Origin of the sequence: Pseudoxanthomonas sp. GW2 (assembly GCF_000283075.1) — a bacterium.
Classification (GTDB): Bacteria; Pseudomonadota; Gammaproteobacteria; order Xanthomonadales; family Xanthomonadaceae; genus Pseudoxanthomonas.
This window is the reverse complement of sequence record NZ_ALIP01000118.1, coordinates 24,233-32,781: the sequence shown is the minus strand read 5'-3', so window position 1 is coordinate 32,781 and position 8,549 is coordinate 24,233. Positions and strand designations below refer to the sequence as shown.

The following is an 8,549-nucleotide window of genomic DNA, read 5'->3' as shown; positions in this document are numbered from 1 at the left end:
CAGGTCGAGCCGCACCCGGTCTCGGGCCTGCCCACGCTGCGCCTGCGCACCGCCGCGGCCGGCGCGGAAGCGGCACGCTAGCGCGCCGCCCGCGGCGGCGACGCACGCGACCGCGCACGCGCAGCGCGTGCCGGGCGACAATGCGCGTCCCCCGTTGTACCTGGAGACGCGCATGACCAGCCTCGCCGGCAAGACCCTGTTCATCACCGGTGCCTCGCGCGGCATCGGCCTGGCCATCGCCCTGCGCGCGGCGCGCGACGGCGCCAACGTCGCCATCGCCGCCAAGTCCGCGGTGCCCAACCCGAAGCTGCCGGGCACCATCCATACCGCGGCCGAAGCGGTGGACGCCGCCGGCGGCCGCGGCCTGGCGCTGAAGTGCGACATCCGCGAGGAAGACCAGGTGCAGGCCGCGGTGGCGGCCACGGTGGACGCCTTCGGCGGCATCGACATCCTGGTCAACAACGCCAGCGCGATCTGGCTGCGTGGCACCCTGGACACGCCGATGAAGCGCTTCGACCTGATGCAGCAGGTCAACGCCCGCGGCAGCTTCCTCTGCGCCCAGGCCTGCCTGCCGCACCTGCTGCAGGCGGCCAACCCGCACATCCTCACCCTGGCGCCGCCGCCGTCGCTGGATCCGAAGTGGTGGGGGCCGCACACCGGCTACACCCTGGCCAAGATGGGCATGAGCTTCGTCACCCTGGGCCTGGCCGCGGAGTTCGGGCCGAAGGGCGTGGCGGTCAACGCGCTGTGGCCGCGCACGCTCATCGCCACCGACGCGCTGAACATGATCCCCGGCGTGGATGCCGGCAACGGCCGCCGCCCGGAGATCATGGCCGATGCCGCGCACGCGATCCTGGTGCGCCAGGCGGCCGGTTTCAGCGGCCGCTTCCTGATCGACGACGAGGTGCTGGCCGAGGCCGGCGTGACCGACCTGTCCGGCTATGCCGTCGATCCGTCCAAGCCGCTGCTGCCGGACCTGTTCCTGGACTGAGTCGCGCCGCGCGCGCCGCCGCCGGCCGCGGCGCGCTCCTACAATGGCCGGCCCCCTTTTCGTTACGGAAACACCATGAAGTACCTGCACGCGATGATCCGGGTCCACGACCTGGAAAAGACCAGCCGCTTCTTCACCGAGGGCCTGGGCCTGAAGCAGACCCGGCGCATGGACAACGAGGCCGGGCGCTACACCCTGGTCTACTTCGGCGCCCCGGAGAACCCGGAGGCGGAGATCGAGCTGACCTACAACTGGCCGCCGGAGGACGGTTCGGCACCGGAGGACTACGGCAGCGCCCGCAACTTCGGCCACCTGGCCTTCGAGGTCGACGACATCTACGCCATCTGCGCGCACCTGCAGTCCATGGGCGTGACCATCAACCGCCCGCCGCGCGACGGCCGCATGGCCTTCGTCCGCACCCCGGACCTGATCTCGATCGAGCTGCTGCAGAAGGGCGAGGCCCTGCCGCCGGCCGAGCCGTGGGCGTCGATGCCCAATACCGGCACCTGGTAAGCGCACGAGTGCGGTCCGGCGGGGCACGCGTCCCCGCCGGACCGTCGCATCAGTCCGCAGCAGCCCGTGCCGGCCGTGCCAGGCTGAGGGCAATGGTCGTTGCCAGGATCGTGCCGACCGCACCCAGCGACCACAGCACCGGGATCTTGTAGAGGTCGACCAGCAGCATCTTGGCGCCTATGAACACCAGCACCACGGCCAGGCCGTAGGGCAGCAGGTGGAAGCGCTCGGCCATCCCCGCCAGCAGGAAGAACATCGCGCGCAAGCCCAGCACCGCGAACACGTTGGACGTCAGCACGATGAACGGGTCCAGGGTGATGGCGAAGATCGCCGGGATCGAATCCACCGCGAAGATCACGTCGGTGATGCCGATCATCACCACCACGATGAACAGCGGGGTGAACCTGCGCCGGCTGCCGCGTCCCAGCCACATCGCGTTGCCATGATAGCGGCGCACGAACGGCACGTGCGTGGTCATCCAGCGCAGTACCGGATTCTTCCCCAGGTCCGGCTCCTCGCCCGCGGCGCTCCACATCTTCGCGCCGGTCAGCAGCAGGAAGGCGCCGAACACGTAGAGCAGCCAGTGGAACTGGGCCAGCAGCGCGGCGCCGGCGAAGATCAGGATCGCGCGCAGCACGATCGCCAGCAGGATGCCGATCACCAGTACGCGCTGGCGCAGTTGCTCCGGCACGGCGAAGTAGGTCATCAGCATCAGGAACACGAAGATGTTGTCGACCGCCAGCGCCTTCTCGACCAGGTAGCCGGTCAGGAATTCCAAGCCGATGCGCCGTGCCTCTTCCGGACCGGCCGACTGGCCGACGTACCACCACAGGGCGAGGTTGAAGAGCAGGGCCAGGGCTACCCAGCCCAGGCTCCACCACGCCGCTTCCCTGAACGTGACCTTGTGCGCGCCGCCGTGGCGCATCAGCAGCAGGTCGGCCACCAGCGCCAGCAGCACCAGGCCGGAGAATCCGGCCCACAGCCAGACGTTGCCTATCGTTTCCATCATCAATGTTCCGGGCAGGAGTAAGGACGGCCGCGGAAGCTGGCGGCGCGGAACCCTGCTCTGGGAACCGGGGACACACCTTCGCCGTCGCGGCGAAGGTCTTGCTCACGGCCCTGGGCCGCCGTGGGACCGGGGCATCGGAATGCCCGAAATGACGGCCGTCACGCTGGGGAGCTACTCCCCTTCGGCGGCGATTGTGCGGGCCGGCATGTGAACGGTCAAACCACCGGCGCAGCCTGCGCGCGGGATGTGCCTTCCGCGCGTCGGCCGCGCTTGCCGGCCGGTGGTGCCGCGTACTGGGCCCGTGCGGACGCGCTCAGCCGCCCGCCAGTGCCTGCTCCAGGTCGGCGACCAGGTCGTCGGCGTGCTCCAGGCCCACCGACAGCCGCAGCAGGCCGCCGGGCGTGGTCGAGGCCGGGCCTTCGATCGAGGCGCGGTGCTCGACCAGCGATTCGGTCGAACCCAGCGAGGTGGCATTGGTGAACAGGCGCATGCGCGAAGCCACGGCCAGAGCCGCCTCGCGTCCGCCGGCTACCTCGAACGACAGCATGCCGCCGAAGTCGCGCATCTGCGCCGCGGCCACCGCGTGCTGCGGATGCGAGGCCAGGCCGGGGTAATGCACCGCCGACACCTTCGCATGGCCGGCGAGGAACTCCGCCACCCGGCGCGCGTTGCGGCAGTGCCAGTCCATCCGCGCCGGCAGCGAGCGCACGCCGCGCAGGATCATCCACGCCGCGAACGGCGAGGCGGTGGCCCCGCCCAGCAGGCGCAGCTGGTGGCAGGCGGCGGCGTGTTCGCCGTCCTCGGCGAAGGCCAGTACTCCCCCCATCACGTCGCCATGGCCGCCCAGGTACTTGGTGGCCGAATGCAGGACGATGTCCGCGCCCAGCGCCAGCGGCTGCTGGATCACCGGCGGGGCGAAGGTGCCGTCCACCAGCAGGCGCGCGCCGGCCTGGTGGGCAATGGTCGCCAGCGCGGCGATGTCGCTGACCTTCAGCAGCGGGTTGGACGGGGTCTCCGCCCACAGCAACGCGGTGTTGGGCCGTAGCGCGGCGCGCACCGCGTCCAGGTCGGTGAAGTCGACGATGGTGCATTCCAGGCCCCAGCGCGGGAACTGCTGCGCGGCCAGGACCCGGAACGAGAAATAGCTGTCGTCGCACAACAGCACGTGGCTGCCCGGCGGCAGCGCCTGCAGCGCGGTGGCGCCGGCGGCCATGCCGGTGGGGAACAGCAGCGCCCGCTTCGCACCTTCCAGCGCCGCCAGCACCTGCTCGGTCTCCTGCTGGGTCGGGTTGTCGTAGCGCTGGTACAGGAAGCCCTGCGGCAGCTGGCCGTCGGGCGTGTGCTCGAAGGTGGTGGCCAGCTGCAGCGGCGGCGACAGCGCGCCGCTGGCCGGGTCGGGACGGCTGCCGGCGCGGGCGGCGAGGGTTTCGATGCGGGACATGGCGGTCGGTCGTTGGGAGCGGAGGCGCCGCTGCGCGGCAGCCCGATGATACGCGAGCCCGGCACCGGTCCGGCGACGGCGTGGCGGCATCGCCGAACGAGGCGGATAATGGCCCACCGGCCCCGTGCCGGCCTTCTTCCACGGATATTCCACTGCCATGAACGCCACGACGCCGGCTGCCGGCGACACCGCCTCCCTGATCGACCTTGGCCACCGCTATTTCCTGCCCGTGTACCGGCAGCGCGAGCTGGTGCTGGAGCGAGGCCAGGGCGCGCGACTGTGGGACAGCGAGGGCCGCGAGTACGTGGACTTCGCCGCCGGCATCGCCGTGTGCGGCCTCGGCCACAACGACCCGGACCTGCATGCGGCCCTGGTCGAGCAGGCAGGCAAGCTCTGGCACACCAGCAACATCTTCTTCAGCGAGCCGCCGCTGCGCCTGGCCGAGGAGCTGGTGACCGCCAGCCGCTTCGCCGAGCGCGTGTTCCTGTGCAATTCCGGCGCCGAGGCCAACGAGGCCGCGATCAAGCTGGTGCGCAAGTGGGCCACTGCCCAGGGGCGTCCGCCGCAGCAGCGGGTGATCGTCACCTTCCGTGGCAGCTTCCATGGCCGCACCCTGGCCGCGGTCACCGCCACCGCCCAGCCGAAGTACCAGGAAGGCTACGAGCCGCTGCCCGGCGGTTTCCGCTATGTCGCCTTCAACGACATCGTGCAGCTGGAGACGGCGATGGCCGCCGGCGACGTGGCCGCGGTGATGCTGGAGCCGGTGCAGGGCGAGGGCGGCGTGATGCCGGCCGCCTCCGGCTTCCTCAAGCAGGTGCGCGCGCTGTGCGACAAGCACAATGCACTGCTGGTGCTGGACGAGATCCAGGCCGGCATGGGCCGCACCGGCACCCTGTTCGCGCACTGGCAGGACGACGTGGTCCCGGACATCGTCACCCTGGCCAAGGCCCTGGGCGGCGGCTTCCCGATCGGCGCCATGCTCGCCGGCCCGAAGGTCGCCGAGGCCATGGGCTTCGGCGCCCACGGCACCACCTTCGGCGGCAATCCGCTGGCGGCGGCGGTGGCGCGCGTGGCCCTGCGCAAGCTGGCCTCGCCGCAGATCGCGGCCAACGTCTCGCGCCAGTCGCACGCGCTGCGCGAGGGCCTGGCGGCGATCGGCGGGGAGTTCGGCGTGTTCGCCCAGGTGCGTGGCCGCGGCCTGATGCTGGGCGCCGTGCTCAACTCCGAATACGCGGGCCGCGCCGGCGAGATCCTCGACCTGGCCGCGCACGAGGGCCTGCTGCTGCTGCAGGCCGGCCCGGACGTGCTGCGCCTGGTGCCGGCGCTGAACATCACCGACGCCGACGTGGCCGAGGGCCTGGCGCGGCTGCGCAAGGCCATCGCCAAGTTCGTCGCCTGACTGGCGAGGGGCGCCGCAAGCGCGCCCCCAGGCCGCCGGGCGGTGTCGCAGGATGCTGGGCAGCCGCCCCAGCGGGTCGCGCACGAAGAAGCGGCGCACGTCCAGGGCTCGGCGGCCGCACCGTATTCCGGTGCAGGCCGGCCGCGCGCCCCCGGCGTAGCGCCTCGTCCAGGCCGTCCACCTCGATGCAAGATCGGGCACCGGCGTGCCCGGGCCGCCTCGCTGGCAACGCCCCGCTGCACGGTCATGCGCGCGGCGTTGTCGCAGGTGCGGATCCCGGACCAGCGAAGCGCATCCAGGTTCCTCCCGGGAGGAACGTGAGCGCGCGCTCAGGCCAGGCCGAAGCGTTTCAGCACCCGGCCCAGGGCGCGGGCATCGCGCACGCTGTCGGCGTGCAGGCCCGCGCGGCGTGCGCCCTGCACGTTGGCGAACAGGTCGTCGATGAACAGAGTATCGGCGGCATTCCAGCCCAGGCGCTCGAGCGCGCGCAGGTAGACCTGCGGCTCCGGCTTGCGCCCGCCCAGGCTGCCGCTGCACAGCACCCGGCCGCCCAGCCGCGGCGCCAGCGGCGCGGCCACCTGCAGCACCACCCGCGCGGCCAGTTCGCCGTTGTTGGTCAGCACCGCCATCGGCAGTTCCGGGTCCAGCGCCAGCAGCCGTGCCAGCGCGCGTTCGTCGGCAGTGGTTGCCGCCACCCGCGCCTGCAGCCAGGCGGTTTCGTCCACGGCCGCGCCGATGCCTTCGCCCAGTTCGCGCAGGCAATCGGCCGTGGAAACCCGGCCGGCGTCGTAGCGCGCTTCCAGCCCGGAGCCATACAGCGCCTGCCACACCTGCGCGAAGCTCGTGCCCGCATGCGCGGCCAGGCATGCCACCCGCTGCTCGCGCCGGTAGTGGGCCAGCACGTTGTCGAAGTCCAGCAGCAGCTGGCGGATGCGCGGCCTCATCGCCGCTCCGGGGCCCGCGCGCCGCCGCTCATGGCTCCCGCGGCAGGGCGGCGCCGCACTTGCGGCAGTGCCAGGCATCGGCCTCGTGGTCGTCCAGTCCGCAGCTGCCGCAGCGCGCCTGGCGCCGGCGCGGCTGCAGCGAGCGCGCCAGCTCGGCGGTGTAGATGCCGGTGGGCACGGCGATGATGCTGTAGCCGATCACGATCAGCAGCGAGGTGACGAAGCGGCCGAACGGGGTGGCCGGGGCGATGTCGCCGAAGCCGACGGTGCCGACGGTCACGATCGCCCAGTACATGCCGGCGGGGATGCTGGTGAAGCCGTTGTCCGGGCCCTCCACCACGTACATCAGCGCACCGAACACCACCACGATGGTCAGCAGCGCGGCGATGAACACCAGGATCTTGCGCCGGCTGCGCACCAGCGCCTGGATCAGCACCCCGGCCTCGCTGGAATACTCCACCAGCTTGAGCACCCGGAACACGCGCAGCAGGCGCAGCGCGCGGATCACGGTGAACGAGGCGGTGGCCGGGAACAGCAGCGACAGGAAGGTGGGCAGGATCGCCAGCAGGTCGATGATGCCGAAGAAGCTGAAGGCATAGCGCAGCGGCCGCTTCACCACCCACAGCCGCACGCCGTATTCCACGGCGAAGGCCAGGGTGAACAGCCACTCGGCCGCGTACAGCCAGGCGTGCCAACGCACCTTCACCGAGGGCATGGAGTCCAGCAGCACCACCGCCACGCTGGCCAGGATGACCAGGATCAGCGCCAGGTCGAAGTTGCGCTCGTCCGGGGCGTCGTGGTGGAAGATCACCCGGAACCAGCGGTAGCGCCGGCCTTCGCTGGAGGCCGGCAGGTGCTCGCGCTCGAACAGGCTGCCGCCGTCCGCGCGCGGGCCGGCGCCGGGCTCAGCCGGCGCGGTCATCGGCCAGGCTCCGGAACGCGGCGCGCGCGGCCTCGAGGGTGGCGTCGATCACCGCGCCGTCGTGGGCGCTGGAGAGGAAGCCGGCCTCGTAGGCGCTCGGGGCCAGGAACACGCCGCGTTCGAGCATGGCGTGGAAGAAGCGGTTGAACGCGGTGGTGTCGCAGGCGGTGGCCTGGGCATAGGTCTCCACCTTCTGGTCGGTGAAGAACAGGCCGAACATGGCGCCGACGTGGTTGGTGGTCAGCGGCACGCCGGCCTCGCGCGCGGCGGCCTCGAAGCCCTCGCACAGCTGCGCGGTGGCCGCGGCCAGGCGCGCGTGGAAGCCCGGCTCCTGGATCAGCTGCAGCATGGCCAGGCCGGCGGCCATGGCCACCGGATTGCCGCTGAGGGTGCCGGCCTGGTAGATCGGGCCGGCCGGGGCGATCTGCTGCATCAGTTCGCGGCGGCCGCCGTAGGCGCCCACCGGCATGCCGCCGCCGATGATCTTGCCGAAGGTGGTCAGGTCCGGGGTGATGCCGTAGTGCGCCTGGGCACCGCCCAGGGCCACGCGGAAGCCGGTCATCACCTCGTCGAAGATCAGCAGCGCGCCGTGCTTCGTGCACAGCTCGCGCAGGTGCTGCAGGTAGCCCGGGCGCGGCGGGATGCAGTTGGCGTTGCCCACCACCGGCTCGATGATGACCGCGGCGATCTCGCCGCCGATCTCCCCGAACAGCTTCGTGGCGCCCTCGAAGTCGTTGTAGCTGAGGGTGGCGGTCAGCTCGCTGAGGCCGGCCGGCACGCCCGGCGAGGTCGGCACGCCCAGGGTCAGCATGCCGCTGCCGGCCTTGACCAGGAACGAGTCGCCGTGGCCGTGGTAGCAGCCCTCGAACTTGACGACGCGCTGGCGGCCGGTGGCGCCGCGCGCCAGGCGGATCGCCGACAGCGTGGCCTCGGTGCCGGAGTTGACCATGCGCACCATCTCGCAGGACGGCACCAGGCGGGTGATGGTCTCGGCCATCTCCACCTCGGCCTCGCACGGGGCGCCGTAGGACAGGCCGTTGCCGATCGCCTCCTGCACCGCCTCGCGCACCGCCGGGTGGTTGTGGCCGACGATCATCGGGCCCCAGGAGCCGACGTAGTCGATGTAGCGGTTGCCGTCGACGTCGAACAGGTAGGGGCCGTCGGCGCGCTGCACGAAGAACGGCTCGCCGCCCACCGACTTGAACGCACGCACCGGCGAGTTCACGCCTCCAGGCAGCAGCTGCTGCGCGCGGGAGAACAGGGCGTGGGAGCGGTCGTGGTTCATCGGGACGGTTCCAGTGCGGCGAAGCCCCGTATTGTAGGCCCCGCC

The 8,549-nt window shown here is 71.7% G+C and carries 8 protein-coding genes; 3 read left to right on the top strand and 5 right to left on the bottom strand.

Going from position 1 to position 8,549, the window contains the following annotated elements:
* Nucleotides 1-172 precede the first annotated feature (172 nt).
* Nucleotides 173-991 (top strand): NAD(P)-dependent oxidoreductase, encoded by an 819-nt coding sequence (locus B351_RS0109825; RefSeq protein WP_026010575.1) that lies wholly within the window; start codon nt 173-175, stop codon nt 989-991.
* A 75-nt stretch (nt 992-1,066) separates the two neighbouring features.
* Nucleotides 1,067-1,504 (top strand): VOC family protein, encoded by a 438-nt coding sequence (locus B351_RS0109820; protein ID WP_019398865.1) that lies wholly within the window; start codon nt 1,067-1,069, stop codon nt 1,502-1,504.
* A 49-nt stretch (nt 1,505-1,553) separates the two neighbouring features.
* On the opposite strand, the gene B351_RS0109815 is transcribed toward B351_RS0109820, so the two are convergent.
* Together B351_RS0109815 and B351_RS0109810 are read right to left on the bottom strand one after the other, a co-directional pair.
* A complete protein-coding gene (locus B351_RS0109815) occupies nt 1,554-2,510 on the bottom strand; it encodes a TerC family protein (RefSeq protein WP_026010574.1) in 957 nt (318 codons plus the stop codon).
* A 316-nt stretch (nt 2,511-2,826) separates the two neighbouring features.
* A complete protein-coding gene (locus B351_RS0109810; RefSeq protein WP_019398863.1) occupies nt 2,827-3,954 on the bottom strand; it encodes a PLP-dependent aspartate aminotransferase family protein in 1,128 nt (375 codons plus the stop codon).
* Nucleotides 3,955-4,111: 157 nt separating this feature from the next.
* Here B351_RS0109810 and B351_RS0109805 point away from each other — a divergent pair, with 157 nt between their 5' ends.
* Entirely contained in the window at nt 4,112-5,353 is a 1,242-nt protein-coding gene (locus B351_RS0109805) for an acetylornithine transaminase (RefSeq protein ID WP_019398862.1), read from the top strand.
* 329 nt (nt 5,354-5,682) lie between these two features.
* Here the strand turns inward: B351_RS0109805 and B351_RS0109800 are convergent, their stop codons facing one another.
* From B351_RS0109800 to hemL, 3 genes are read right to left on the bottom strand one after another with little or no spacing between them, the layout of a single operon-like run.
* Nucleotides 5,683-6,297, bottom strand: a complete 615-nt coding sequence (locus B351_RS0109800; protein WP_019398861.1) for an HAD-IA family hydrolase — start codon at nt 6,295-6,297, stop codon at nt 5,683-5,685.
* Nucleotides 6,298-6,325: 28 nt separating this feature from the next.
* The gene (locus tag B351_RS0109795) at nt 6,326-7,219 is read right to left on the bottom strand and encodes an ion transporter (protein ID WP_019398860.1); all 894 of its coding nucleotides are present in this window, start codon (nt 7,217-7,219) and stop codon (nt 6,326-6,328) included.
* Nucleotides 7,203-8,504, bottom strand: coding sequence for a glutamate-1-semialdehyde 2,1-aminomutase (gene hemL / locus B351_RS0109790; RefSeq protein WP_019398859.1), 1,302 nt, complete (start codon nt 8,502-8,504; stop codon nt 7,203-7,205). Before hemL ends, B351_RS0109795 begins: the two co-directional genes overlap by 17 nt.
* Between the last annotated feature and the right edge of the window lie 45 nt (nt 8,505-8,549).

Coding starts and splice junctions, on each gene's coding strand:
- hemL (WP_019398859.1), bottom strand. CDS start 8,504: ATGAACCACGACCGCTCCCACGCCCTGTTCTCCCGCGCGCAGCAGCTG.
- B351_RS0109815 (WP_026010574.1), bottom strand. CDS start 2,510: ATGGAAACGATAGGCAACGTCTGGCTGTGGGCCGGATTCTCCGGCCTG.
- B351_RS0109810 (WP_019398863.1), bottom strand. CDS start 3,954: ATGTCCCGCATCGAAACCCTCGCCGCCCGCGCCGGCAGCCGTCCCGAC.
- B351_RS0109805 (WP_019398862.1), top strand. CDS start 4,112: ATGAACGCCACGACGCCGGCTGCCGGCGACACCGCCTCCCTGATCGAC.
- B351_RS0109795 (WP_019398860.1), bottom strand. CDS start 7,219: ATGACCGCGCCGGCTGAGCCCGGCGCCGGCCCGCGCGCGGACGGCGGC.
- B351_RS0109825 (WP_026010575.1), top strand. CDS start 173: ATGACCAGCCTCGCCGGCAAGACCCTGTTCATCACCGGTGCCTCGCGC.
- B351_RS0109820 (WP_019398865.1), top strand. CDS start 1,067: ATGAAGTACCTGCACGCGATGATCCGGGTCCACGACCTGGAAAAGACC.
- B351_RS0109800 (WP_019398861.1), bottom strand. CDS start 6,297: ATGAGGCCGCGCATCCGCCAGCTGCTGCTGGACTTCGACAACGTGCTG.